25 protein-coding genes and 4 pseudogenes are annotated in these 25311 nt (G+C 64.9%); 18 read left to right on the top strand and 11 right to left on the bottom strand.

Annotated elements, in window-relative coordinates; all coding sequences use genetic code 11:
* Nucleotide 1 precedes the first annotated feature (1 nt).
* Nucleotides 2-610 carry a DUF4262 domain-containing protein gene (locus MVA47_RS22075; protein WP_247209878.1) on the bottom strand — a complete coding sequence of 203 codons (609 nt, stop codon included), beginning with the start codon at nucleotides 608-610 and terminating at the stop codon, nucleotides 2-4.
* A 165-nt stretch (nucleotides 611-775) separates the two neighbouring features.
* On the opposite strand from MVA47_RS22075, the gene MVA47_RS22070 reads away from it, so the two are divergent.
* Nucleotides 776-1642: a hypothetical protein gene (locus tag MVA47_RS22070; protein ID WP_247211011.1), complete on the top strand. Its 867-nt coding sequence runs from the start codon at nucleotides 776-778 to the stop codon at nucleotides 1640-1642.
* Nucleotides 1643-1653: 11 nt separating this feature from the next.
* On the opposite strand, the pseudogene MVA47_RS22065 reads toward MVA47_RS22070, so the two are convergent.
* A pseudogene (locus tag MVA47_RS22065) lies at nucleotides 1654-3047 on the bottom strand (AIM24 family protein).
* 444 nt (nucleotides 3048-3491) lie between these two features.
* On the opposite strand from MVA47_RS22065, the gene rpsH reads away from it, so the two are divergent.
* The 10 genes and pseudogenes from rpsH to map all read left to right on the top strand — a co-directional run bounded on the left by rpsH (nucleotide 3492) and on the right by map (nucleotide 9046).
* A complete protein-coding gene (rpsH, locus tag MVA47_RS22060) occupies nucleotides 3492-3890 on the top strand; it encodes a 30S ribosomal protein S8 (RefSeq protein ID WP_023955959.1) in 399 nt (132 codons plus the stop codon).
* A 12-nt stretch (nucleotides 3891-3902) separates the two neighbouring features.
* Nucleotides 3903-4088: pseudogene (gene rplF, locus MVA47_RS27335) on the top strand (50S ribosomal protein L6); the annotation flags it as partial.
* A 72-nt stretch (nucleotides 4089-4160) separates the two neighbouring features.
* Nucleotides 4161-4438, top strand: a pseudogene (gene rplF, locus MVA47_RS27330) (50S ribosomal protein L6).
* 1 nt (nucleotide 4439) lies between these two features.
* Complete coding sequence (rplR, locus tag MVA47_RS22050; RefSeq protein ID WP_030164684.1) at nucleotides 4440-4841, top strand: 50S ribosomal protein L18; 402 nt, start codon at nucleotides 4440-4442, stop codon at nucleotides 4839-4841.
* A 37-nt stretch (nucleotides 4842-4878) separates the two neighbouring features.
* Nucleotides 4879-5547, top strand: coding sequence for a 30S ribosomal protein S5 (rpsE, locus tag MVA47_RS22045; protein WP_023955953.1), 669 nt, complete (start codon nucleotides 4879-4881; stop codon nucleotides 5545-5547).
* A gap of 4 nt (nucleotides 5548-5551) precedes the next feature.
* Nucleotides 5552-5731: a 50S ribosomal protein L30 gene (rpmD, locus tag MVA47_RS22040; protein WP_023955951.1), complete on the top strand. Its 180-nt coding sequence runs from the start codon at nucleotides 5552-5554 to the stop codon at nucleotides 5729-5731.
* Between the two features lie 4 nt (nucleotides 5732-5735).
* Nucleotides 5736-6176: a 50S ribosomal protein L15 gene (gene rplO / locus MVA47_RS22035; protein WP_247209877.1), complete on the top strand. Its 441-nt coding sequence runs from the start codon at nucleotides 5736-5738 to the stop codon at nucleotides 6174-6176.
* Between the two features lie 187 nt (nucleotides 6177-6363).
* Nucleotides 6364-7689, top strand: coding sequence for a preprotein translocase subunit SecY (gene secY, locus MVA47_RS22030; protein ID WP_247209876.1), 1326 nt, complete (start codon nucleotides 6364-6366; stop codon nucleotides 7687-7689).
* Entirely contained in the window at nucleotides 7686-8231 is a 546-nt protein-coding gene (locus MVA47_RS22025; RefSeq protein ID WP_023955945.1) for an adenylate kinase, read from the top strand. The genes secY and MVA47_RS22025 overlap by 4 nt, the downstream gene beginning before the upstream one ends.
* Before the next feature lie 23 nt (nucleotides 8232-8254).
* Entirely contained in the window at nucleotides 8255-9046 is a 792-nt protein-coding gene (map, locus tag MVA47_RS22020) for a type I methionyl aminopeptidase (protein WP_247209875.1), read from the top strand.
* A gap of 69 nt (nucleotides 9047-9115) precedes the next feature.
* Here map and dtd read toward each other — a convergent pair whose 3' ends face one another.
* The 9 genes and pseudogenes from dtd to MVA47_RS21975 all read right to left on the bottom strand — a co-directional run bounded on the left by dtd (nucleotide 9116) and on the right by MVA47_RS21975 (nucleotide 20950).
* Nucleotides 9116-9553 carry a D-aminoacyl-tRNA deacylase gene (gene dtd / locus MVA47_RS22015; RefSeq protein WP_247209874.1) on the bottom strand — a complete coding sequence of 146 codons (438 nt, stop codon included), beginning with the start codon at nucleotides 9551-9553 and terminating at the stop codon, nucleotides 9116-9118.
* Between the two features lie 26 nt (nucleotides 9554-9579).
* Nucleotides 9580-11838, bottom strand: coding sequence for a molybdopterin-dependent oxidoreductase (locus tag MVA47_RS22010; RefSeq protein WP_247209873.1), 2259 nt, complete (start codon nucleotides 11836-11838; stop codon nucleotides 9580-9582).
* Nucleotides 11839-11911: 73 nt separating this feature from the next.
* Nucleotides 11912-12949, bottom strand: coding sequence for a LacI family DNA-binding transcriptional regulator (locus tag MVA47_RS22005; protein WP_247209872.1), 1038 nt, complete (start codon nucleotides 12947-12949; stop codon nucleotides 11912-11914).
* Between the two features lie 75 nt (nucleotides 12950-13024).
* Nucleotides 13025-14284: an alpha-hydroxy acid oxidase gene (locus MVA47_RS22000; protein WP_281504846.1), complete on the bottom strand. Its 1260-nt coding sequence runs from the start codon at nucleotides 14282-14284 to the stop codon at nucleotides 13025-13027.
* 13 nt (nucleotides 14285-14297) lie between these two features.
* Complete coding sequence (locus MVA47_RS21995; RefSeq protein WP_247209870.1) at nucleotides 14298-15746, bottom strand: rhamnulokinase family protein; 1449 nt, start codon at nucleotides 15744-15746, stop codon at nucleotides 14298-14300.
* Nucleotides 15743-17815, bottom strand: coding sequence for a bifunctional aldolase/short-chain dehydrogenase (locus MVA47_RS21990; RefSeq protein ID WP_247209869.1), 2073 nt, complete (start codon nucleotides 17813-17815; stop codon nucleotides 15743-15745). The genes MVA47_RS21995 and MVA47_RS21990 overlap by 4 nt, the downstream gene beginning before the upstream one ends.
* Before the next feature lie 20 nt (nucleotides 17816-17835).
* Nucleotides 17836-19002, bottom strand: a complete 1167-nt coding sequence (rhaI, locus tag MVA47_RS21985; RefSeq protein ID WP_247209868.1) for an L-rhamnose isomerase — start codon at nucleotides 19000-19002, stop codon at nucleotides 17836-17838.
* Nucleotides 19003-19073: 71 nt separating this feature from the next.
* Nucleotides 19074-20464: pseudogene (locus MVA47_RS21980) on the bottom strand (MFS transporter).
* 102 nt (nucleotides 20465-20566) lie between these two features.
* On the bottom strand, nucleotides 20567-20950 hold the full coding sequence (locus MVA47_RS21975; protein ID WP_281504845.1) for an L-rhamnose mutarotase: 384 nt from the start codon (nucleotides 20948-20950) through the stop codon (nucleotides 20567-20569).
* Nucleotides 20951-21390: 440 nt separating this feature from the next.
* Here MVA47_RS21975 and infA point away from each other — a divergent pair, with 440 nt between their 5' ends.
* The 7 genes from infA (at nucleotide 21391) to rplQ (ending at nucleotide 25309) form a co-directional block, all read left to right on the top strand.
* Nucleotides 21391-21609, top strand: coding sequence for a translation initiation factor IF-1 (gene infA / locus MVA47_RS21970; RefSeq protein WP_020109371.1), 219 nt, complete (start codon nucleotides 21391-21393; stop codon nucleotides 21607-21609).
* 130 nt (nucleotides 21610-21739) lie between these two features.
* The gene (gene rpmJ / locus MVA47_RS21965; protein ID WP_005207978.1) at nucleotides 21740-21853 is read left to right on the top strand and encodes a 50S ribosomal protein L36; all 114 of its coding nucleotides are present in this window, start codon (nucleotides 21740-21742) and stop codon (nucleotides 21851-21853) included.
* A gap of 180 nt (nucleotides 21854-22033) precedes the next feature.
* Nucleotides 22034-22402, top strand: a complete 369-nt coding sequence (gene rpsM, locus MVA47_RS21960) for a 30S ribosomal protein S13 (protein WP_023955920.1) — start codon at nucleotides 22034-22036, stop codon at nucleotides 22400-22402.
* A 3-nt stretch (nucleotides 22403-22405) separates the two neighbouring features.
* Nucleotides 22406-22813 (top strand): 30S ribosomal protein S11, encoded by a 408-nt coding sequence (rpsK, locus tag MVA47_RS21955; protein WP_023955919.1) that lies wholly within the window; start codon nucleotides 22406-22408, stop codon nucleotides 22811-22813.
* 21 nt (nucleotides 22814-22834) lie between these two features.
* Nucleotides 22835-23440, top strand: coding sequence for a 30S ribosomal protein S4 (gene rpsD / locus MVA47_RS21950; RefSeq protein WP_023955918.1), 606 nt, complete (start codon nucleotides 22835-22837; stop codon nucleotides 23438-23440).
* 125 nt (nucleotides 23441-23565) lie between these two features.
* Complete coding sequence (locus MVA47_RS21945) at nucleotides 23566-24621, top strand: DNA-directed RNA polymerase subunit alpha (RefSeq protein WP_030164647.1); 1056 nt, start codon at nucleotides 23566-23568, stop codon at nucleotides 24619-24621.
* A 52-nt stretch (nucleotides 24622-24673) separates the two neighbouring features.
* Nucleotides 24674-25309, top strand: coding sequence for a 50S ribosomal protein L17 (rplQ, locus tag MVA47_RS21940; RefSeq protein ID WP_030164645.1), 636 nt, complete (start codon nucleotides 24674-24676; stop codon nucleotides 25307-25309).
* The last annotated feature ends 2 nt before the right edge of the window (nucleotides 25310-25311 follow it).

Genomic DNA, 25311 nt, shown 5'->3' with positions numbered 1-25311 from the left:
GTCAGGGTCTGTTCTTGCGTCGCTGCTTGTGACGTCGCTGGGCTCGGTTCGGTCCTGTGTGTGGGGTGATGACTCGCGGGCCCCGCGGCCGGTTGTCATCGCTCGGCAGGACGCCCTTGAGTAGCTGGTGTTCGGGGCGCAGCGCGTAACCCTCCTCCCACGGGTGCTGCCCATACTCGTCCGGCCAAACGACCTGCAGCGCAGGCGAATCGGGGAACAGTTCGTTTGTGATGATCAGATCGTCCTTGTCAATCAGCTCGATGAGGCGGACAGGGACATCGATCGATTGCAGTGGCACGTCGACACTCTGGTCGACGATGTCGGTCCACTCGTAGCGGTGGAGCAAGTTGCCGAGTTCGTTCAGCACCGAACCGCTTGTCCTGGCGTCGAGCCCGTACACGACGAGTTCGGGTAGTGAATGCAGGCCGAGGCCGGTTGTGTAGGCGAACGAGCAGTCGGGTGGTTCGCACTCGGGTGAGTTGCACTCGCACTCTTCGCTCACGGCTGTGACGGCCCAGCCGTGGGCACGGATCTTCGAAATGGTGGCGTTCACTCGCGGATCGCGGTGCCAGCGTGGAAGTCCTCGGACGGCTGCGGCGTGGTCGGACATGTTCGCTCCTTCGTTCGGTTGCGACCACTAGAGCAGTGGGGTCGGACAAGTCACCACGATCGGCCCGCTGCGTCGTTGTTGAGGGAAATATGCCCTTCACTGCAGGTCAGGGGGATGATCCTGGTGCGACTGGGGCCGTCCACATTGTTGGTGCGTCAGATCGCCATGGAGATCGGTGTCTACAGTCGTCCGGAGCTTCAGTTGCGGGGGCTGGATGGGTGGCAACTGCGCAAACAGGTTCGCGACGGTTCGCTGATCAGGCTGCGCCCCGGCTGGTACGCAACGGAGACGGCCGATGCTGTTGTCGTGGAGGCTGTTCGCCGCGGCGGAGCGCTCAGCTGTGTGTCGGTCCTGCGCCACCACGGACTGTGGGTGCCGCCGGGTTACGACCGCGTTCACGTGCGGGCCAGTAAACACAACAAAGCGCACGGCACACGTTCGTGTCAGGGTCACGGGCGGCCGAGGCCGGTCACCACCGCGGTCGACTCGATTCCGGTGGCGCTCGACTGCGCCGCCCGGTGTATGGGTGCCGAGGACTGGATCGTCGTCTGCGACTCGGCGCTGAACTCGGGCGGCTTGACGATCGCCGGGCTCAAGTCGGCGATGGGCCCTGTGACACAACGAGTTTCGGACCTGATGGACAAGTGCGAACCAGAATCTCAGTCGGGGACCGAATCGATCACGCGCCTGCGCCTCCGTGCGGCGGGGTTCACCGTGGTCGTGCAACCGGTGATCCTCGGGATCGGCCGAGTCGACATGCGGGTGGGCCGGCTGCTCATCGAGTGCGACAGCCAGAGGCACCACACCAGCCTCGAGAACTACCGCAACGATCGTCGTCGCGACCGAAAGGCTCTGCTGGACAGGTGGCTGACCATGCGGATCACCTATGACGACGTCCTGTACGGCTGGGAGGAGGTCCTCGCCGACATCCGGTCCATCACCCGGGCCGACCGCCATCGCATTCGCACCAGGAACGTCCCTGTCGGTGGTGGCGAAGGGTTATGTGCCCTTGGTGACCTTGCTGCGGGATGAAGGTGGTGGTGTCAGCGGCCGAGTAGTCCGCCGAGCCCGCCCTGGACACCCGATTGCTGCCCACCGCCGGTCCCGCCGATGAGTCCACCCGGCGGCATCTCGGACGGCTGCACGACCACAAAGCCGTGGCCGCTGAACGCGAGCGTGAATCGCTCGCCGGTACTGCGACCCATCAGGGTTCCGAGATTGAACGAATCGTTGCGCTTGACGCTGGTCTGCAAGCTCGACGACCACGCGACCGCGGCATTCGGGTCGGCATAGGTCTGCTGATCGACGGTCAGCACCACCGGGTTGCCGTCGGTGGTGATGGCGATCCGGCCGCGGCCGGTGAAGACGCAGTTGAACAGACCGGCATTGCTCTGTGCGGCTGCGCCCTGCATTCGTTTGACGTCATAGCTCAGCGTGGAGTCGAAGGCGAGGACGTTGGCGCCGTTGATGGTCAGGCCGTCGGTCCCGTCGAGGTCGATCAGATGGACGTCGCTCGCGGCATCGGCAAGGAACAGATCGCCGCGTCCGGTGACCTTCATCAGCGGGACACCCTCGCCGGTGAGGGTGTTGCGGATGGCCCGGCCGATACCCCCGGATCCGAGGGCCTCGAACTTCAGGTCGCCCTGGTAGGCAACCATCGACCCGGATCGGGCCATCACCTCGCCGTTCATGCCGACCCGGCACATCTTGCTGCCCTGCTTCTGGATTCCGGTGCCCGACACCTCGGCATGTGCCGGCGCGAAAAGGTCACTGTTCATGGCGTGGACTCCCTGGTTCTGGGGTGATGGCGAGTTCGTCGGCTGCGACACCGGCTGCGCCGGGGCGTACGAGGATGCAGCTGGGGGCTGCGCGGGCGGAGTGGGCTGCCCGGCAGGGGGCCAGGGCATGGGGTCGGGCGCGGGGGAGTGGTCACCGGATCGTCGTCGACCTGGATACCGAAGGCTCGCGCGAGTCCGGCGAGCCCGTCGTCGTACCCCTGGCCGACGGCTCGGACCTTCCATGCATCGCCGCGCCGGTACACCTCCATACAAACCACCGCGGCCTCGGTCGTCAGACGTGCCGGGGTGAACGACACGGCCGGCACACCTGCGCCATCTCGCAATTCGGCGCGCAGCGTTCCCGCGGTGGCGAAGGTGGTCGGACCGTTGCCGTCGAGACTGGCGGTGATGGCGATCGTCTCGATGTCGGCGGGCACCCGGCCGGTGTCGATGCTGATGACGTCGGACGCGCCGGCGTCGCGGTAGCTGACACCGGGCCCCGACGCCTGGTTGTAGAAGATCAGGTCGTCGTCCGAACGCACCCGGCCGTCGCGGCCCAGCATGACCGCCGACGTGTTCACCGGAGATGCGCAGGTCACCGACACGCTGATCTGCGGCGACGGGATCGCGGTGTTCTCTCCTGGAGCGAGTTCTCTCATGGTGTGTGCCATTGTTCCAGGTACGTGCGCGTCGCAGCCGCCACCGGCGGATTCACACTGGAATCGTGTGGGTGCCGACCGCGCAGGAGAAGGTCGACAATTTGGCCTGAGCAGCACCGTTCCCTACACTAGAACGGTTGCCTCGGCTGACCCGTGCCTTCGGTCGGTCAGAAACACCCAGGTGACCACTTTTTCTTGGCTTCCGGCTTTGAAAACTCCCGAGTGCATCCGTGCATTCGGGGGAGCACCACCCCCGACTGGCTTGCCAGTCGGACTGAACTGCCCTGACCGGCAACGGTCGGTCAGGGACACGTAACTCACTTCGTAGTAGGCCCACGATGTGACGTGCAAGGCCCGCGACGGCCAGGCGATCGCCTGGAGGTCAACGGAACCGGTATGCGCATGCTGCATGGGAACCGCCGCGAGAAAGGTTGACGGTCTGATATGACCATGACTGATCCGATCGCAGACTTCTTGACCCGTCTGCGCAACGCCAACTCGGCGTTTCACGATGAGGTGAGCCTGCCGCATTCGAAGATCAAGGCCAACATCGCCGAGATCCTCAAGCGCGAGGGCTACATCACGGACTACCGCAGCGAAGATGCCGAGGTCGGCAAGAACCTCGTCGTCACGCTGAAGTACGGCCCCACCCGCGAGCGGAGCATCGCCGGTCTCCGGCGCGTCTCCAAGCCGGGTCTGCGCGTGTACGCGAAGTCCACCAATCTGCCAAAGGTGCTCGGCGGCCTGGGCGTGGCGATCATCTCCACTTCCTCGGGTCTGCTGACCGACCGCCAAGCCGCCAACCAGGGCGTGGGCGGCGAAGTCCTCGCGTACGTCTGGTAAGGGGCAAAACTAATGTCGCGTATTGGAAAGAACCCGGTCGCAATCCCGGCCGGAGTAGACGTGAAGATCGACGGCCAGACCGTCAACGTCAAGGGCCCCAAGGGGCAACTGTCAGTTGACATCTCGGAGCCGATCAGTGTCGCAGTCGAAGATGGCACCGTTGTGGTGACCCGTCCCAACGACGAGCGACGTAACCGTGCACTGCACGGCCTGAGCCGCAGCCTGGTGGCCAACCTGGTCACCGGTGTCACCGAGGGCTACACCCGCAAGATGGAAATCTTCGGTGTCGGTTACCGCGTGGCACTCAAGGGCAGCGACCTCGAGTTCGCGCTCGGTTACAGCCACCCGGTGCCCATCAAGGCGCCCGAGGGCATCACCTTCGCGGTGGAATCGCCCACCAATTCTCGGTTTCGGGAATCGACAAGCAACAAGTCGGACAGATCTCGGCGAACATCCGCCGCCTGCGCCGTCCGGACCCCTACAAGGGCAAGGGCGTTCGCTTCGAGGGTGAGCAGATCCGTCGCAAGGTCGGAAAGACGGGTAAGTGACATGAGTGAAACTGTGAAGACCAAGCGTCTGCCCCTGGGCAAGGACGTGTCCACCCGTCGTCGTGTCTCCAACGCCCGCCGGCACTTCCGGCTGCGTAAGAAGATCAGCGGCACTCCCGAACGGCCGCGGCTCGTGGTGAAGCGCTCCTCGCGCCACATCCACGTGCAGCTGGTCGACGACCTCGCCGGCAACACGGTGGCCGCAGCCTCGACCATCGAGGCCGACGTCCGCAGCGCCGGTGGCGACAAGTCGGCACAGAGCAAGAAGGTCGGCGAACTGATCGCCGCCCGCGCCAAGGCTGCCGGTGTGCAGGCCGTGGTGTTCGACCACGGTGGCCACGGCTACCACGGTCGTATCGCCGCTCTGGCGGATGCCGCCCGTGAGGGAGGGCTCGAGTTCTGATGATTGATACGAATACTTGCAACGGAAGGACCATCTGATGCCGGGACGTCAGCGTCGTGACGGCGGTACCGGAAGCGGACCCGCCGGAAGTACCAGCAATGACCCCAACGCCAACAACGCGGGCGGCGACCGCCGCGGTGGCGGCGGCAACCGTGACCGTCGCGACAACCAGCGCGGTGGCGGCCGGGAAGACAAGAACCAGCTCGAGCGCGTCGTAGCCATCAACCGCGTCTCCAAGGTGGTCAAGGGTGGACGTCGGTTCTCCTTCACCGCTCTGGTGGTCGTCGGTGACGGCAACGGCCTGGTCGGTGTCGGTTACGGCAAGGCCAAGGAAGTTCCCGCGGCGATCCAGAAGGGTGTCGAAGAGGCTCGTAAGAACTTCTTCCGCGTCCCGATGATCGGCGCGACCATCACCCACCCGGTTCAGGGTGAGGCTGCGGCCGGAGTCGTGATGCTCCGTCCGGCCAGCCCCGGTACCGGTGTGATCGCCGGTGGCGCGGTGCGTGCCGTGCTCGAGTGCGCGGGTGTCCACGACATCCTCGGCAAGAGCCTGGGCAGCGACAACGCCATCAACGTTGTGCACGCAACCGTGGCAGCGCTCAAGCTGCTGCAGCGTCCCGAAGAGGTGGCTGCACGTCGTGGCCTGCCGATCGAAGACGTCGCACCGGCCGGTATGTTGCGAGCCCGAGCAGGACAGGGAGCGTAGTGAAATGGCAGAACTGAAGATCACCCAGGTGAAGAGCACCATCGGTTCCAAGCGCAACCAGCGTGACAGCCTGCGGACTCTCGGACTCCGGGGCATTCGCAAGACCGTCACCCGCGAGGACAATGCCCAGAACCGCGGCCTGATCAATGCGGTCCGGCACCTCGTGACCGTCGAAGAGGTTTAGTTCCATGACAATCAAACTGCATCATCTCCGGCCCGCCCCCGGGTCGAAGACAGACAAGACCCGCCTGGGTCGCGGTGAGGGTTCCAAAGGTAAAACCTCGGGACGTGGCACCAAGGGCACCAAGGCACGCAAGAACGTGCCTGCCGGCTTCGAGGGCGGGCAGATGCCCATCCACATGCGGCTGCCCAAGCTCAAGGGTTTCAAGAACCGCAACCGGGTCGAGTACCAGGTTGTCAACATCGGCGACATCGCCCGGCTGTTCCCCGAAGGGGGCACCGTGGGTGTCGACGAGTTGGTCGCCAAGGGTGCCGTTCGCAAGAACGAGCTGGTGAAGGTTCTCGGCGAGGGCGAATTGTCGGTGGCCGTGCAGGTCTCCGCCAACAAGTTCTCGTCGTCCGCGAGCGAGAAGATCGCTGCCGCGGGCGGGTCCACGACTGTCCTGTAGGGCAGACGTCGATCACCCACCACCCAGGACTCGCTACAGTGGCGGGCGGCGCGTTTGCAACTGCGCGCGCCGCTCGCCACTTCAGTGGTCGCACGCCGGATCCCCGGCGCGTGACTGTTAGAGTCCAAGAGTTGTTTGTAGCCCGGTGCAACGCTGCTGCCGGAGCGACATTGCCCAGGAGGAGTTAGTGCGTTCCGCCGTCATATCGGCCTTCAGGACACCCGACCTGAGGCGGAAGATTCTCTTCGTACTGGGAATCATCGTTCTTTATCGGCTCGGCGCGACCATTCCGTCGCCCGGCGTGGATTACAAGCAGGTTCAGCAGTGTCTGGACGCGGCGTCTCAGGGCGACTCGGCCGGCATCTACTCCCTGATCAACATGTTCTCCGGTGGAGCCCTGCTCCAGTTGTCGGTGTTCGCCATCGGCATCATGCCGTTCATCACCGCCAGCATCATCGTTCAGCTGTTGACCGTGGTGATCCCACGTTTCGAGCAGCTGCGTAAAGAGGGCCAGTCCGGCCAGGCGAAGATGACGCAGTACACGCGGTATCTGACGCTCGCCCTGGCCTTGTTGCAGTCCACCGGCATCGTCGCTCTCGCCGACCGTGGCGATCTGCTGCCCGAGTGTGAGAACGGTGATCAGATCCTGCGGGATCAGTCGATCTTCGGGCTGTTCATCATCGTCCTCGTGATGACTGCGGGCGCGCTCGTGGTGATGTGGTTCGGTGAATTGATCACCGAGCGTGGCATCGGCAACGGTATGTCGCTGATGATCTTCGCCGGTATCGCCGCCCGCATCCCGTCCGAGGGCAAGACCATCCTCGACACCCGTGGTGGCCTGGTCTTCTTCCTGGTGCTGCTGGCCGCACTGGCCATCGTCGCCGGCGTGGTGTTCATCGAACAGGGTCAGCGCCGTATCCCGGTGCAATATGCCAAGCGGATGGTCGGCCGCAAGATGTACGGCGGTTCGTCCACCTACCTCCCGTTGAAGGTGAACCAGGCCGGCGTCATCCCCGTCATCTTCGCGTCGTCCTTGCTGTACCTGCCGAACCTGATCCTCCAGCTGACGCAGAGTTCCACCGAGGAACCCTCGTGGTGGCAGCGTCAGATCCAGACGTATCTGGTGGACCCGAGCAATCCGGTCTACATCCTCGTCTACTTCTTGATGATCATCTTCTTCACGTACTTCTATGTGGCGATCACGTTCAACCCACAAGAGCGTGCGGACGAGATGAAGAAGTACGGCGGCTTCATCCCGGGCATCCGCCCGGGCCAGCCCACGGCGGACTACCTCGGCTACGTGTTGAGCCGGATCACTCTGCCCGGCTCCATCTATCTCGGCACCATCGCCGTGTTGCCCAACCTCTTCCTCGAGATCGGCAATTCGGGATCGGTGCAGAACATCCCGTTTGGCGGCACCGCGGTGCTGATCATGGTCGGCGTCGGGTTGGACACCGTCAAACAGGTCAATTCGCAGCTCATGCAGCGCAAGTATGAAGGGTTTCTCAAGTGAGACTGGTGATTCTCGGCCCGCCCGGCGCCGGCAAGGGTACGCAGGCGGAACTCATCTCGGAAAGCCTGGGAATCCCGCACATCTCCACCGGAGACCTGTTCCGCGCCAACATCTCGCAGGGCACTCCGATCGGGCTCGAAGCGAAGAAGTACCTCGATGCCGGCAATCTGGTGCCGTCAGAGATCACGATCGACATGGTTCGCGCTCGCGTTGCCGAGCCGGATGCCGCCAAGGGATTCATCCTCGACGGTTTCCCCCGATCGACCGACCAGGCCGATGCGCTCACACACATCCTCGATGAGCTCGACACCAAGCTCGATGCGGTGCTGTCGTTCGGCGTCGACGAAGATGTTGTGGTCAAGCGGATGCTGGCTCGCGGACGTGCGGACGACACCGAAGAAGTGATCCGCAACCGCATGCAGGTCTACCTCACGGAGACGGCGCCGCTGCTCGAGTACTACGCCGACACGGTCAAGACCATCGACGCCATGGGTGACGTCAACGAGGTTCACCAGCGCGTGTTGCGGGCCATCGGCGCCTGAACATCTGAGAGTTGTAGGTTCTGATGGGGTTTCGTAAACCCAAGCCCGTTCCGTTCCGTTCGGCGGGCGAGGTGGACGCCATGGCCGCTGCCGGTGAGGTTGTCGGCCGCGCGCTGGTTGCCGTACGCGAAGCCGCCAAGGCAGGTGTCTCCACCCTGGAACTGGACGAGGTCGCCGAGTCGGTGATCCGCGAGGCCGGGGCCGTCCCATCGTTTCTCGGCTACCACGGGTTCACGGGCTCCATCTGTTCGTCGGTCAACGATGTTGTGGTGCACGGCATCCCGTCCAAGGACGTGGTGCTCGCCGAGCACGACCTGGTGTCCATCGACTGTGGAGCGATTCTCGACGGCTGGCACGGTGACTCCGCGTGGACCTTCGGGGTCGGTGACCTGTCGGCGGCCGATCAGGACCTCAACGACGCGACCCGGCTGGCCATGGAGGCAGGTATTGCCGCGATGGTCGACGGCGGCCGACTCACCGACATCTCGCACGCGATCGAGACAGCCACGCGTGCTGCGGAGAAGACCTACGGCCGGACCTTCGGCATCGTGGACGGATACGGCGGCCACGGCATCGGACGCGAGATGCATCTGGACCCGTTCCTGCCGAATGAGGGCAAGGCGGGCCGGGGCCCGCAGCTGGTGATCGGATCCACGCTCGCGATCGAGCCCATGCTCACCCTCGGCACGGTGGAAACCACCGTGCTCGACGACGGTTGGACCGTCATCACCAACGACGGCACCCGTGCCTCGCATTGGGAGCACACCGTTGTGGTCACCTCCGACGGTCCTCGCATCCTCACCGTCCGCCCGTAATCCCATAGTGGTGGGTTCGGGTGGGTAAACCTGCAGGTCAGGTTCACCGGAACCCACCAAAATCGGGTCTCAGACCTCCAACATGATGGTCACCGGGCCGTCGTTGACCAGGTTGACCTGCATGTGCGCCCCGAACCGGCCGGTCGCCACTTCGGCACCCGACGACCGCAGCGCTGCGACCACCTCGTCCACGAGTGGTTCTGCCACCGAACCCGGCGCTGCCGCATTCCAGGACGGCCGACGTCCTTTGGTGGTGTTGGCGTACAGGGTGAACTGACTGATCACGAGAATCGGTGCGCCGAGGTCGGCAGCTGACTTCTCTCCTTCGAGAATCCGGAGCCGCCAGATCTTGTCGGCGAGGGTCCTGGCTTCGTCGGCGCCATCGGTGTGCGTCACCCCGATGAGCGCGACCAGGCCATGGCGACCATCGCCGGGTTCGATCCGGCCGACCACCTCACCTTCGACCTCGACCGACGCTTCGGTGACCCTCTGCAGAAGTGCTCTCACCCGGCCAACTTAGCGGGTACCCGGACCTACTCGCCGGAGGCGACCATGTCCGATGACGCGCTCAGCCGGTCGCGGATGGAGTCGGACGTGCGGTCGAGGGCGGCAACCTGGATCGGCACGCCGGTCATGTTGGCCATCCCTGCCAGGCGCTCGAGATCCTTGGGGTCCGAGGAGATGAGCTTGTTGACGTTGACCCCGCCGGTGCCGAGGTCGTTGCTCGCGGCGTCGTTCGCTCTGGTCCACCCGCCGTTCCCGTTGTGGCCCCAGCCGTGTGGGATGGCGACGACGCCCTGTTTGATGTCGTCCGTCAGCGTCACCGGAAGCGCGATCTGACCGTGCCGCGACGCGACACTGATCAGCTCGCCCTCCGCGATTCCTCGGTCGGCGGCATCGGTGGGGTGCATGCGGGCCGCATGAGTCCTGCCGCCGCGCAACAACATCGGGGCGTTGTGTTGCCAGCTGTTCTCCGAACGGATCTCGCGCATGCCGATGAGCCGTAAAGGGTAGCCGGGGTCGGTATCACGCTCGAGGCGGTCGATCTCGGCGAGCAACTCGGGCGCGTCCAACCGGATCTTGCGCGCTCGATGGGTGACGATCTTGCGCAGCTGACCGGGCTCGAGATTGTCGGCGACTATCTTGCCGTGCGGGAACTTGTTGATCAGCTTCTCGAAGGTGAGGCCACCGCGGCGAAGACCGAAACGGTCACCGCCGATCCCGATGCGCACCACCAGATCGGAGAGCCTCGTAGGGGTCCACGGCTTGCCGACCAGACCGGCGAACTTGTTGAACAGGTGCAGCCCGCCCAACAGCGGTGCCTGTTTGGCAAGCGACGCCACGAGCTCGTTGATGATCTCCCATTCCTCGCGCGCTTCCCCGCGAGGCGGGATGACGGCTTCGGTGGCCTGTTTGAAGGGCGTGGTGAACAGGGCCTGGAAGGGGAGGAGGAAGTCGGAGCGCTCGTACATCGTGGTGGTGGGCAGGATGTAGTCGGCGTGAGCGTTGGTCTCGTTCTGATAGAAGTCGAGGGACACCATCAACTCCAGGTCGCCGAGCGCCTTGGAGAGTTCGTCGCCGTTGGGCACCGACAGAACCGGATTGCCGGCGCTCACGAACAGGGCCTTGAGTTGTCCTCTGCCCGGGGTGAGCATCTCCTTGGCCATCACCGAGGCCGGAGCGGTGCCCAGAACCTGCGGCAGATCGCCGACCCTGCTGCGCCGGCCGTTCCACGCGAACCGCGAGACATGTTGCAGCGCTGCCACTCCCAGGCGTTGTCCGGGGATGCCCAGATCGCCGAACATCGATCCGCCGGCGACGTCGAGGTTGCCGGCGACGAGGTTGACGATGTCGAGCAACGCGGTGGTGAGGGTGCCTGCGCGACCCAGCGACGTCCCGATCCGGCCGTAGATCGCGGCGCGGTCGGTGACCACCAGCGTGCGGGCCAAATCGCGCACGGTGTGGGGATCGATGCCCGTGCGATCGGCGGTCACCTCGGGAGCGAAACCGGCGGCCAGTTCTTTGATCGACTCGATACCGGTGGATTGCTCGGCCAGCTGATCCTCGTCGGCGAGCTTCTCGGCGAACATGACGTGCAGGAGCGACAGGAGCAGCAGCGCGTCGGTATCCGGGACGATCGGCTGCCATTCGAACTCGCGGGCGGTCTCGGTGCGGCGAGGGTCGATCACCAGCACGCGTCCACCGCGGTTCGTGATGGCCTGCAGGCTTTCCCGGATACGCGGTGAACTCATCACACTGCCGTGGGAGACAACGGGATTGGCGCCGATGATCACCAGGAACTGCACCCGGTTGATGTCGGGAATGGGTGCGGCAACCGGGGTGCCGTAGAGGAAGTGACTTGCCACGAATCGGTTGTTGACGTCTTGCGACCCGGCCGAGTAGACGTGTGGTGTGCCCAGCAGCGTCGTGAAGTTGGCCACCCAGAGTGTGTGGCCGGTGGAGAATGTTGCCGGATTGCCGAAATACCATCCGATGCTGCCGGCACCGTCACGGCGGTGGATCGCGCCGAGGCGAGAGGTGATGTCGGACATCGCGGTGTCCCAGGAGACCTTTTCGAACTCGCCGAACTCGTTCTTGCGCAGGGGGTGCAGAACGCGGTCGGGGTCGTTGACGATCTCCGTGAAGGCGATGCCTTTGGGGCAGGCGAAGCCCTTGGACAACGGGTTCTGCTTGTCCGGCCGCAGCGATAGCAGTTTCCCGTCCTCGACGGTGGCGATCATCCCGCAGAGCGGTTCGCAGATCCGGCAATAGGTGGTCTTCTCTTCGTGCACGCGCTGCCTCCTTGTGACCCCGTTCACATCTGACAACGAGTGTTTCACGATTGCGGGGCGTGCGCCAGCGGTGTCAGATGTCGATGGGCTGATCGCTCGATGTCGCGCCCACGGTGGAGGCGCGGGCGACCAGTTCCGGCTGGAAGAGAATGTGCTCGGGACCGGCGCCCGGAGCCCTGTCCGTCTCGGCGAGCAGCAGGTCCACCGCGTGAGTCCCGAGCTGACCGCTGGGCTGACGGATCGACGAGAGGGGAACGACGGCTGACTGTGCGAAGTCGATGTCGTCGTACCCGATCAGCGCGATGTCTCCGGGAACCGACACGTCTCCGAGCATCGTCAGTGCTTGCAGTACGCCGATGGCCAGCAGGTCGTTGGCGCAGAAGATGGCGTCGGGACGGTCGGCAGCCGGTCGCGAACCGATGCCCTCGCCGGCAGCGCGGCCCGCGAGCACGCTCAGGGCGCCCGTCGTGATGACCTCGAGCTCGGCGTCCTGGACCTCGGCAACCGCCTTGCGTGCACCGCGTAACCGGTCGGCGACCTGGTGAAGATTTGCCGGTCCGCCGATGAAGGCGATGCGCCGGCGACCGATGGCGCAGAGATGTTCGCAGGCGAGTCTGCCCCCGGCGACATCGTCGACTGCCACCGACGAAAATGGGCTCCCCTCGCCACGACGGTCCACCAGGACCACGGGGGTCCCGCGTCGGTGGAGCTCGGCGAGACGGCTCAGGTCGTCTCCGACGGGGGAGACCAGGACACCGTAAACGCGCTGTTCGTCAAAGGTTTCGACGTATGCGCGTTCTCGTGCCGGGTCATCGTCCGAGGTCCCGAGGAGTACCGTGAGCCGGTTCTCGGCGGCCCTGCGTTCGGCCGCCCGCGCCAGGTCGGTGAAGAAGGGGTTACCGACGTCGAGGACGATCAGCCCGACACACCGTGACCGGCCCGCCTTGAGCTGACGGGCCGCATCGTTGCGGACGAATCCGAGGTCGGCGATGGCTCGATGGACCCGTTCGACGGTGGTGGGGGCAACCTTCTCCGGTGCGTTGAGGACGTTGGAGACCGTCCCGACGGACACCTCTGCCGCAGCGGCGACGTCGCGAACGCTCACTGCCACCGCCGCACGCTCCTCTCGACGCCACGCAGGGACCGCAGACCGGGTGATCGGTCGAACGGGTATCTGTCCGAAAGGCTATCGGGTCGTCTCCGGCGACGGGGCGTGTGCGGGCATCGGGGCGAGCCGGACGAGTTGGGTGACGTGCCCGGGATTGAGCTCTTCGAGACAGGTGACTCCGAGCAGTCGCATGGTGCGTTCGATCTGCTCGGCGAGGATGTCGACGGCGCGGTTGACGCCGGCCTCGCCGCCCGCCATCAAGCCGTACAGGTAGGCCCGGCCGATGAGGGTGAACCGGGCTCCGAGCGCAACCGCCGCCACGATGTCCGCGCCCGACATGATGCCGGTGTCGAGGATGATCTCGGTGTCGCGGCCCAGCTCGGCTGCGACGTGGGGCAACAGGTGGAACGGGATCGGGGCCCGATCGAGTTGCCTGCCGCCGTGATTGGACAGCACCAGCCCGTCCACCCCGAGGTCGACGACGGCCTTGGCGTCGGCCACCGTCTGGATGCCTTTGACCACCAGCTTGCCGGGCCACTGGGCGCGGATCCAGGCAAGGTCGTCGAAGGTGACCGTGGGGTCGAACATCGTGTCCAGCAGTTCCGCGACCGTCCCCGACCAGCGGTCCAGCGACGCGAAGGCCAGCGGTTCGGTGGTCAGGAAGTCGATCCACCATTGGGGGCGGGGCAATGCGTTGATGACGGTTCCTGGCGTCAGGGCCGGGGGTATCGACATCCCGTTGCGCTTGTCCCGCAGTCGGGCCCCGGCGACCGGTACGTCCACGGTCACCAGCAGGGTGTCGTACCCGGCCTTGGCTGCGCGGTCGACAAGCGCCATCGACCGCTCGCGTTCCTTCCACATGTAGAGCTGGAACCAGTTGCGGCCGAGCGGGTTCGCGGCCTTCACATCCTCGATGGATGCAGTTCCCATGGTGGACAGCGAGAACGGGATGCCTGCACGCGCGGCGGCGTGGGCACCGGCGATCTCGCCTTCGGTCTGCATCATCCGGGTGAAGCCGGTGGGTGCGATACCGAACGGCAGCTGCACCGGGCCGCCCAGCACGTCCCAGCCGGTGGAGACCTTGGACACGTCTCGAAGGATCGCCGGATGGAACTCGATGTCGGCGAAGGCCTGACGGGCGCGGGCGATGGACAGCTCTGCCTCGGCCGACCCGTCCGTGTAGTCGAACGCCGCGCGCGGGGTCCGGCGTTTGGCGATGGTGCGCAAGTCCTCGATGGTCAGGGCGGCCTCGAGACGTCGCTTCTTGCCGTTGAACTCGGGCTTCTTGAACTGCATCAAGGGGGCGAGGTCGTGGGGCTTGGGAATCTGCCGCTTCATCGTCATGCCTTTCTCAGAGCCGCTGGTCGCGGATCATACTGCTGTGGGGGAAGGCCGCCGCGACCATCGCGCGAGCAGCGGTGAGATCGGCGCCGATCAGTTGTTGTGTGCGGGCTGAGATCAGTACGTTGCCGATGGCGGTGGCCTCCACCGGGCCGGCGAGCACCGGCAGACCGAGCCGGTCGGCGGTCAGCTGGCACAGGAGGCGGTTCTGAGCACCGCCGCCGACCATGTGCACGGTGCGTACCTCGGTCGCCGACAGCTGCGCGGCCTGTTGCACGCGTTCGGCAAAAGCGGCGGCCAGACTCTCCAAGATGGCGCGCACCATCTCGGCATGCCCGTTCGGGGCCGGTAGGCCCCGCTGGGTGTACCACCTCGAGATGCGCGAAGGCATGTCGCCAGGGGTCAGGAACTCGTCGGCGTCGGTGTCGAAGACCTGGGCCGGAGGTCGGGCGAAGGTGGCCCCGTCGATCAGGTCGGGGAGGTCGATCACGGTGCCCTCGCGTTCCCATTGCCGTACCGATTCGCTGAGCAACCACAAACCCATGACGTTGCGCAGGAAGCGGATACGGCCATCGGCACCGACCTCATTGGTGAAGTTCGCCGAGCGGGCGGCCTGATCCACCACCCGGTGCGCCAGTTCCACACCGACCAGGCCCCACGTGCCGCAGGAGATGTAGGCGGCATTGTCGGAATTCATCGGTACAGCGGCGACGGCCGATGCGGTGTCGTGGGATGCGACCGCGTTCACTGTCACACCCCCTGGCACACCCAGACTCGAACCGACCGACGGCAACACCTGCCCGAGTTCGCAACCGGGCTCGATCAGCGGACCGAACAGGTCTGTCGGGAAGCCCAGTGTCGACATCAGGTCGTCGTCCCAGTCCCCGTAGATGTCGAGCAGTCCGGTTGTCGAGGCGTTTGTGCGCTCGGTGCGCATCTGACCGGTCAGCCAGTATCCGATGAGGTCGGGGATGAGCAGTGCGTGGTCGGCCAACTCCAGGGTGCCGCACGCCTTCTCCGCGGCCAACTGGTACACGGTGTTGAACGGCAGGAACTGAAGGCCGTTGCGCGAGTAGAGGATCTCCGGCGACACGGCGTTGTGCACGATCTCGGTGCCGACGGACGATCGGTCGTCGCGGTAGTGGTAGGGCAGACCGAGCAGGCGTCCGTCGCGGAGCAATCCGTAGTCCACCGCCCACGAGTCGATCCCGATACCCGTCAGGTCGGGCGCCCGCCTCGCGGCCAGTGCCAGCCCCTCTCGGATGTGCGCAAAGAGCCCGGGCACATCCCAGTGCAGGCCCGTCCGGGTCCCGTCCCAGATCGGTAGGGGCCCGTTTGCGAAGCGGGTGAGTTGCTCGATGCGTAGCTGTCCGCCACCGACCTCGGCGAGCATGACCCGGCCGCTGGTGGCGCCGAGATCCACCGCCACCAGCTGCCGTGTCGGCCCTGACCTCGTCATCGCAGGAAAGCCGCCGCCACACCGGCGTCGACCGGCACGTGCAGGCCGGTCGTGTGCGACATGTCCGCGCTGCACAGGACAAACGCCGCGTTGGCGATGTTCTCCGGCAGCACTTCACGTTTGAGCAGGGTGCGCTGCGCGTAGAACTCACCGAGCTCTTCCTCCGGCACTCCGTACACCGCAGCACGTTTGGCGCCCCATCCACCGGCGAAGATTCCCGAGCCGCGCACAACGCCATCGGGGTTGATGCCGTTCACCTTCACGCCGTGTTCTCCGAGCTCTGCCGCGAGCAGGCGAACCTGATGTGCCTGGTCGGCCTTGGTCGCCGAGTAGGCGATGTTGTTCGGGCCGGCGAACACCGAGTTCTTCGACGAGATGTAGAGGATGTCGCCGCCCATCTGCTGCTCGATGAGGGCCTTGGCTGCCGCCTTCGACACCAGGAAGGAGCCACGGGCCATCACGTTGTGCTGCAGGTCCCAGTCTGCACTAGTGGTGTCCAGCAACGACTTCGACAATGAAAGGCCGGCATTGTTCACCACCAGGTCGATACCTCCGAAGGCCAGCACGCACGCGTCGACCGCTGCTTGCACCTGCTCTTCGTCGGTGACGTCGGCACGGATGCCGATTGCCACGTCGGGCGAGCCGATCTCCTCGGCGGCTGCCTGTGCCTTGTCGGCGTCGAGATCGGCGATCACCACGCAGGCACCCTCGGCGGCCAGGCGCTGCGCGATGGCCTTGCCGATACCCGAAGCTGCCCCGGTGACAAGCGCGATGCGCGTCGCCAGTGGCTTCGGTTTCGGCATCCGGGCCAGTTTGGCCTCTTCCAGGGCCCAGTATTCGATCCGGAACTTCTCGGCCTCGTCGATGGGGCGGTAGTGCGAGATGGCCTCGGCGCCGCGCATCACGTTGATGGCGTTGAGGTAGAACTCAGCGGCAACCCGCGCGGTCTGTTTGTCCTTTCCGTAGCTGAACATCCCGACCCCGGGGATCAGCACGATCGCCGGATCGGCACCGCGCATGGCGGGGGAGCCGGGGGTGGCGTGCCGCTCGTAGTAGGCCGTGTAGTCCTTGCGGTACGCGGCGTGGAGCTCCTTCAGTCGGGCGATGCAGTCGTCCACGGATGCGTCGGCAGGCAGATCGAGCACCATCGGCTTCACCTTGGTGCGCAGGAAGTGATCGGGGCAGGAGGTGCCGAGGGCTGCCAGCTGCGGATGCTCTGCGGCAGAGAGGAATTCGAGGACGGGATCGGTGTCCGTGAAGTGACCGACCTGAGGATTGTCGGTGCTCACCAGACCGCGCAGTGTCGGCGCCAGTGCCGCCGCCTTGGCCCGCCTCTCGTCGTCGGGCAGCGGCCCGAACCCACGCAGCGCCGGGCCGAAAGGCTGCGGTCGCCCGTTGCGGGCGATGTACTCTTCGGCCGCCCTGATGATCTCCAGTGAGTTCGCCTCGGCTTCTTCGGACGTCTCACCCCACGCTGTGATGCCGTGTCCACCGAGGATGGTCCCGATGGCCTGCGGATTGCGGCGCTTGTGTTCGGCGATGTCGAGACCGAGCTGAAAACCCGGTCGCTGCCACGGGATCCAGATCACCCGGTCGCCGTAGATCTGCTTGGTGATGGCCTCACCGTCCGCAGCGGTGGCGATGGCGATCCCGGAGTCAGGATGCAGGTGGTCGACATGGGCGGCGTCGACGAGACCGTGCATGGCGGTGTCGATCGACGGCGCTGCGCCACCGCGCCCGTGCAGCGTGTAGTCGAACGCCGCGACCATCTCGTCTTCGCGCTCGACACCGGGGTACACGTCGACCAAGGACCGGAGCCGATCCAGGCGCAGAACGGCCAGGCCCTTCTCGGTCAGTGTGCCGAGGTCTCCGCCGGATCCCTTGACCCACATCAAGTCGACGTCGGCGCCGGTGACCGGGTCGATGTCGGTGCCTTTGGCAGAGGTGTTGCCGCCGGCATAGTTGGTGTTCTTGGGGTCGGAACCGAGTCGGTTGGACCGCTCGATCAGCGCGCTGACGGTGGGGTTGGTATTCGGGAGTGCCTGGGTTGTGGCTGCTTTGTCGGTCATTGGAGTTCCCTTCGGTGAGCTCATGCGTTCCAGGACGACTGGGTGCCCGAGGCCCGCTCGGTCGCCATCTGTTCTCGGTATCCCGACGCCGCGAACGCGGCCATCGGATCGGCGGGCAGTCCACGTTCGGTGCGCCACTGGGCCAGCATCGGCCTCACGTCCGTGTAGAACGCATCCATCACGATTCCGTTGGCACCCAACACATCTCCCGCTTCTTGTGCGGCGGCCATTGCGTCGGTGTCGACGAGCAGAGCTCTTGCTGTCATCTCCTGCACGTTGAGCACGGAGCGGATCTGCCCGGGGATCTTCTCTTCGACGTTGTGGCATTGGTCGAGCATGAGGGCCACCGGGGAGTCGGCGTCGAGACCGCCGCCGCGGATCACCTCGCACATGATGCGGAACAACTGGAACGGGTCAGCAGCCCCGACGATCAGGTCGTCGTCTGCGTAGAAACGCGAGTTGAAATCGAACGACCCGAGCTTTCCCAGGCGCAGCAACTGGGCCACGATGAACTCGATGTTGGTGCCGGGTGCGTGATGCCCGGTGTCGAGGCAGACCATCGCTCGCTCGCCGAGAGCACTGACCTGCGTGTACGACGTACCCCAGTCCGGCACGTCGGTCATGTACATCGCCGGCTCGAAGAACTTGTATTCGAGCACGAGTCGCTGACTCTCACCGATGTGCTGGTAGATGGTTGCCAGCGATTCGGCGAGGCGATCCTGCCGGGCCCGGATGTCGCCCTGCCCGGGGTAGTTGGTGCCGTCGGCGAGCCAGATCTTGAGGTCCCGCGACCCGGTCTCATTCATCACCTCGATGCATCGCAGATGGTGGTCGATTGCCTTCTGGCGCACGGTCTTGTCGATGTGGGTGAGGCTGCCGAACTTGTAGTCGTCGTCCTGGAAGGTGTTGGAGTTGATGGTGCCGAGCCGCACGCCGTGGTCGGCGGCGTACCGTCCCAACGCCGAGAAGTCGTCGGTCATGTCCCAGGGGATGTGCAGCGCAACCGAGGGTGCCAACCCGGTGAGGCGGTTGACGACGGCGGCGTCGGCGATCTTCTCCTCGACGGTGCGAGGCGTGCCCGGCGTACCGAAGACCTTGAAGCGGGTCCCGGAGTTCCCGAATGCCCAGGACGGCAACTCGATTGCGAGGTTCTCCAGGAGGGACCCGGGTGCGTTCACAGCTGTCATCGGTGTGGAGTCCTTGCGATCGTCGGGTGGTTGAAACGTTTCAATACTGGCATGTGAAGGTGATGCCATTGCTACAGACCCCCACCCGTGGGTACCGAGGCGGGCGCCGGTCGGTCAACGTTCTCGGACGGGACGGGATGATCCGCAACCACGTTCGATGCGGTCGCCAGTTCCGGGCTGAGGGGTTCGCCGTAACGCTCGACCTCGATCTGCTGCAGTGTCTTGCCGCGGGTGTTCGGGGCGGCGATCGCACCGATGATGAGGGCGACGGTCAGCAGGGTCACGAGCAACAGGCCGACCCAGGCCAGTCCGACGGCAGCGAGCAGGGTGGGGAAGAAGTAACTCAGTGCCCCGGTCGCCGTGCGGACCACGAAGAACATGAAGCCTTGTGCACTCGCGCGGTACGGGGTGGCGAACAACTCGCTGGCCCAGAGGCTGTAGAAGGCCTGCGCGCCGATACCGCTCGAGATGCCCCAGCAGATCGCGAAGATGAGCAACGTGGGCAGACCGCCGTCGGTGAACAACACCAACACGCCCCATCCGATGATGCCGGGGACGGCGCCGCCACATACAGCGTGCGTTGCGAGACGCGGTCGCCGTAACGCATGAACCCGAAATAGGTTGCCAGAACGGTCATTCCCCACACCAGAACCTGCAGCAGGTTCTGCTGCACCTCGCTGTCGAGGCCCGCGGTCTCGTACACCCGGGGCATGAAGATGCCTGCCTGGCCCGCCACGGTGTTCCAGAACCCGTAGATGCCGATCAGGACGAGCAGTGCGGTGATGTTCTTCTTGCGCGAGAACAGTCCGCGCAGACCGTTGCCACCGCTGACGCGCTGTGCCTGGTCTGTGGCGGTGTCATGGCCCTCTTCGGTCCAGATCTTCGATTCGACGAGGCCTTGCCGGATCCACCAGACGATGGCCGCGACCACAAACAGATGCAGGAAGATCAACCGCGAACCGAGCAACTCCAGCGGCGCCAGTGCGGCGGCCAGGGCGAAGCCGATCAGTGGCCCGACGGACCACGCCAACTGTGCTGTTCCCACATGGCGGGCCCGCGCCCCCGAGGGTGCCTGTTCGGCGATGTACGTCCACGATGCCGGGACTCCAGCACCGACCGCCAGGCCGGTCACGACGAACGCCAGGAGCAGCATGGTGAAGTTCATCGCGAACGCGGCGATGAGCACACCGACCATGTACAGCAGCAGGTCGTAGGTGTAGATCGCCTTGCGGCCGTACCGGTCACACAGTGGCCCGCCGATTGCTGCGCCGACGGCCGCACCAAAGGCGTTGGCGCTCAGCGCGGCGAGAAGGCCGACCGCGAAGTTGCTGATCCCGAACTCGTCTTGCCAGAATCCGAGACTCGTGGCGATCGCGATGATCGAGCCGGCCTCGATGTAGTTGGACATGGCCACGGAGATGGTTGCTTTCCATCCCGTGGTCTTCTTGGCCCCCAGTTTCATGGGTACTCCTCGTGGGGTGAGTCTTGTGCAGGGTAATTGGTTGATGCGATCTGGCGGACGGCCATGAGGCGCTGCCGCGGCGGGTTGGGCAGGGATCTCCCCTCAGTCGAGGTGGAAGTAGTCGGTGAGTCGTTCGAGCGTCTGATCGGGTCCGCGGCCGGCGGGGTCGGTGAAGTACTCGGCCATCGAGGACTGCCAGCGGGCGTTGACATCAGTCGCGTCCATCTCGGCCATTGCACGGTCGAAGTCGTCGGTCTCGAGGTAGCCGACGACCAGTCCGTCGTCGCGTCGCAGGAAAAGTGAGTAGTTGTGCCAGCCGGCGGTGCGCAGGGCGTCGAGCATCTCGGGCCAGACGTGCTCGTGCGCCGCGAGGTAGTCGTCCACGCGCTCCGGTCGCAGGTTCATGGTGAAACACACTCGCCGGCGTGCCGGTGGTCCATCTCCTGCCCGGGAGTCCGTGAGATGAGTGGTCGGGATGGGAGCCATCGTTGGTCCTTGAGCTGATCGGGCATCCGGTCGGAGAGCCGCAGGATGAGACGGGGATGAACGTCTTTGAAACGTTTCAAATCGATGTGATTGGAGTCACCGTAAACTGATGGACGGTGGCCGTCAAGAGGTGACTTCGTGCGCCTTCGGAATCCGGGCCACTGCTCTCTTGGGTAAAAGGCGACGCGACGAGGTGCCGAAAACGCCCGGTCGGCGGGGATCTGAGCGGCCCGAACTGGGCGTATTTGTCCTGAGCTGCGCGAACGCGTAATGTAGATCAACGGTGCGCCCGCGCGCCGGGTTGTTTTTGTGCCCAGATCCGCAGAGCTCGTTCGAGTCGCCTGCCAACTGAGACTCGAAAGCCCGGGACAAGTGCGTGCCAAGAAGGTAACCGAACAGAACTGTTCAGGTGTGGTCAACACACCAGAATCGTGGAGGCTATGGCCAAAGAAGGCGCGATCGAGGTCGAGGGCCGTGTTGTCGAACCCTTGCCCAATGCGATGTTCCGCATTGAGCTGGAGAACGGCCACAAGGTGCTTGCCCATATCAGCGGCAAGATGCGGCAGCACTACATCCGCATCCTGCCCGAGGACCGCGTGGTCGTGGAGCTCTCGCCTTATGACCTGACCCGCGGCCGCATCGTTTACCGCTACAAGTAATCGACCGGTACCTCGGCCCGCTGATGCGGGCGAGAGGGCCAGTGCAACATGCCCGGTACCGCCGGGTGTGAACACCAACGACAGGCGTGGCCCCAGGGCCACGCCGCAGGCTTTGAAGGAGATCACTGACGTGAAGGTTCAGCCGAGCGTCAAGCCGATCTGCGAAAAGTGCAAAGTGATCCGGCGTAACGGCCGAGTCATGGTGATCTGCGAAAACCTGCGCCACAAGCAGCGCCAGGGCTGATCAGCACTTGTAGGAGATCGCTTGTGAGAGCGACACAACTCAATACAGGCACGACAGAAGACCTTCCAGCACCAGCGGCCATAAACGGATGACCGCCTACCCCCGGCACGGAGGCCGGGGCCCCTCGCAGAGTAGGGGACGGACTGGGAGCAGACCTCCGAGAACCAAAGGAAACGCCACATGGCACGTGTTGCTGGTGTTGATCTTCCGCGCGAGAAGCGCCTGGAGATCGCACTGACCTACATCTACGGAGTTGGCCGCACCACCTCCAAGGAAATCCTCGACGCCACCGGGCTCAGCCCGGATCTGCGCGCCAAGGACCTCACCGACGAAGACGTCTTGAAGCTTCGTGAGTACCTCGAAGCCTCGGTCAAGGTCGAAGGTGACCTGCGCCGCGAGGTCCAGGCCGATATCCGTCGCAAGATCGAAATCGGTTGCTACCAGGGCCTGCGCCACCGTCGTGGCCTGCCCGTCCGCGGACAGCGCACCAAGACCAACGCTCGGACCCGCAAGGGCCCGAAGAAGACCATCGCCGGGAAGAAGAAGTAATCCATGCCTCCTAAGTCACGTAGCGCTGGCCCGAAGAAGGGCACTCGCCGTCGCGAGAAGAAGAACGTCCCGCACGGCAGCGCGCACATCAAGAGCACGTTCAACAACACCATCGTCTCGATCACCGACCCCGCCGGGAACGTCATCGCATGGGCATCCTCGGGCCACGTCGGCTTCAAGGGCTCACGTAAGAGCACCCCGTTCGCCGCGCAGCTCGCTGCCGAGAACGCTGCCCGCAAGGCGCAGGAGCACGGCGTCAAGAAGGTCGACGTGTTCGTCAAGGGACCGGGCTCCGGTCGTGAGACCGCGATCCGCTCACTGCAGGCCGCCGGCCTCGAGGTCGGCACGATTTCCGATGTCACCCCGCAGCCGCACAACGGTTGCCGCCCGCCCAAGCGGCGCCGGGTCTAACGGGAAAGAGAGAACTAGAAAATGGCTCGTTATACCGGACCCGTCACCCGTAAATCCCGTCGCCTCCGCGTCGACCTCGTCGGCGGAGACCAGGCGTTCGAACGTCGCCCTTACCCGCCCGGCCAGCACGGCCGCGCGCGGATCAAGGAGAGCGAATACCTGCTGCAGCTCCAGGAGAAGCAGAAGGCCCGCTTCACCTATGGAGTGATGGAGAAGCAGTTCCGTCGCTACTACGAAGAGGCCAACCGTCGCAACGGCAAGACCGGTGACGAGTTGCTGAAGATGCTGGAGACCCGTCTCGACAACGTGGTGTACCGCGCAGGCCTGGCCCGCACGCGTCGCCAGTCGCGTCAGATGGTCAGCCACGGCCACTTCACCGTCAACGGTGTGAAGGTCGATGTGCCCAGCTACCGCGTCTCTCGCTTCGACATCATCGATGTCCGCCCGAAGTCGCTGCAGACCACCCCGTTCCAGATCGCCCGGGAAATCCAGGCCGATCGCAAGGCGCCGGGCTGGCTGCAGGTTGTCCCTGACACGCTGCGCATCCTGGTGCACTCGGAGCCTGAGCGTGCGCAGATCGACGTGCCGCTCACCGAGCAGCTCATCGTCGAGTTCTACTCGAAGTAATCGTCGTTCGTCGCTGGGCAGGGTTCGCCCTGCCCAGCGGCCGGCCGGCCATCGGCATCAGACACACGGGTCTGCTGCCACCGTCGAGCGTCATATAGCGGACGTTCACACAGGAGGAAAAATCTATGCTCATTTCACAGCGACCCACACTTTCCGAAGAGGTCATCTCCGGCGATCGCTCGAAGTTCGTCATCGAGCCGCTCGAGCCGGGTTTCGGGTACACGCTCGGCAACTCGCTGCGTCGCACCCTGCTCTCGTCGATCCCCGGCGCTGCTGTCACCAGCATCCGCATCGACGGTGTGCTGCATGAGTTCACCACCGTTCCCGGGGTCAAGGAAGACGTCACCGACATCATCCTGAACCTCAAGGGCCTGGTCGTGAGCTCCGAAGAGGACGAGCCGGTCACCATGTACGTGCGCAAGCAGGGACCGGGTGCAGTCACCGGTGCCGACATCGTGCCTCCGGCCGGTGTCACCGTGCACAATCCCGATCTGCACATCGCCACCCTGAACGACAAGGGCAAGCTGGAGATCGAGCTCGTGGTCGAGCGCGGTCGCGGTTACGTCCCGGCCGTGCAGAACAAGGCCTCGGGCGCCGAGATCGGCCGTATCCCGGTCGACTCGATCTACTCGCCGGTCCTCAAGGTCACCTACAAGGTGGAGGCCACCCGCGTCGAGCAGCGCACCGACTTCGACCGTCTGGTCCTGGACGTCGAGACCAAGAACTCGATCACCGCGCGGGATGCGCTGGCCTCGGCCGGCAAGACCCTCGTCGAGCTGTTCGGGCTCGCTCGTGAATTGAACATCGAAGCAGAAGGTGTCGAGATCGGACCCTCGCCCGCCGAGGCCGATCACATCGCATCGTTCAGCCTCCCGATCGAGGATCTCGAACTCACCGTCCGGTCGTACAACTGCCTCAAGCGCGAGGGAGTGCACACGGTCGGCGAACTGGTGGCCCGCACCGAGTCGGATCTTCTCGACATCCGCAACTTCGGCCAGAAGTCGATCGACGAGGTCAAGGTCAAGCTGCACGCACTCGGCCTGGCACTCAAGGACAGCCCGGCCAGCTTCGATCCGTCCCAGGTGGCCGGATACGACGTGGCCACCGGCACGTGGTCAGATGACGCCGCTTTCTCCGATGCCGATGCCGGCGAGGATTTCGCGGAAACCGAACAGCTTTAATCGCAACCCAGCTCACGGCCGAGAGGCCGAGAGTTAACCCTAGGAGTTCGAAATGCCCAAGCCCACAAAGGGTACCCGCCTCGGTGGGTCGGCTTCGCACCAGAAAGCGATGCTGGCGAACCTGGCCACCTCGCTCTTCGAGCACGGCCGGATCACCACCACCGAAGCCAAGGCGAAGCGGCTGCGTCCGTACGCGGAGAAGCTGATCACGCACGCCAAGGCCGGCAACCTCGCCCACCGTCGTGAGGTCCTCAAGGACATTCGCAACAAGGACGTCGTGCACACCCTGTTCGCGGAGATCGGCCCGTTCTTCGCCGACCGCAACGGTGGCTACACCCGCATCATCAAGACCCTGCCGCGCAAGGGCGACAACGCCCCCATGGCAGTGATCGAGCTGGTTCGGGAGAAGACGGCTTCGTCGGAGGCCGATCGGGCCACCCGCGCTGCTGCCTCGAAGCAGAAGGCTTCCGAGCCTGTCGCCGAGGTTCCCGCCGAGGTGTCCGAAGGCGACAATGTCGTCGAGGCCACCCTGGATGAGGCCACCGACGCACAGGTCGAGAACGCCGACGCCGTCGCCGAGGGCTTCACCGAGGAGACGACCGCGGAGAGCGCCACCGAGATCGTCGACGAAGGCAAGGCCGAAGGCTCCGACGACAAGAAGTCTGCCGAGAAAGATTCTGGCGCCTGAGC

The sequence above is a fragment of the Williamsia sp. DF01-3 genome (assembly GCF_023051145.1).
Taxonomy (GTDB): domain Bacteria; phylum Actinomycetota; class Actinomycetes; order Mycobacteriales; family Mycobacteriaceae; genus Williamsia.
This window is presented reverse-complemented; position numbering and strand designations above follow the sequence as displayed.